Consider the following 415-nt stretch of genomic DNA (forward strand, 5'->3'; position numbering starts at 1 on the left):
GAACAAGGGGGTCTTTTGGCGCAATCCAATTACGAGCCTGAATATATAAATCGTTTGCCGATTTCTTTATTTTATCCCAAACGCCAGCATTCTCTAGGCGCAACTCCCTATTAAACTCCGGCCTTCTATAAAAATCATAATAAATATCATCAACAAATTTATTATTCCATTCTGGATATATCGCACCATCAAAAAAGCTATCATGCAATCCAGCCTCCCGCATTGCATTCCATGCAAAGTCGACGCATGAATTGGTCAATGGATTATAATAACCCCAAGGCTGCGAGGCATCCAACCCCTGGCTCATCGCTTTATCAAAAACCCCCTTAAGCCTCACATACTCTGAATTAGAAATGTAAAAGTCCCGCGAAACATCCGGTGGATGAGAGGGATTATTTTCATACATGTCAATATC

The 415-nt window shown here is 41.0% G+C and carries 1 protein-coding gene; it reads right to left on the reverse strand.

Annotation, left to right across the window (positions count from 1 at the left end; genetic code table 11):
• The coding region (locus tag ERX29_RS10835) for a hypothetical protein (RefSeq protein WP_207999197.1) at window positions 1-415 on the reverse strand (415 nt) is incomplete at both ends.

It is taken from the genome of Macrococcus lamae (assembly GCF_004359545.1).
GTDB lineage: Bacteria > Bacillota > Bacilli > Staphylococcales > Staphylococcaceae > Macrococcus > Macrococcus lamae.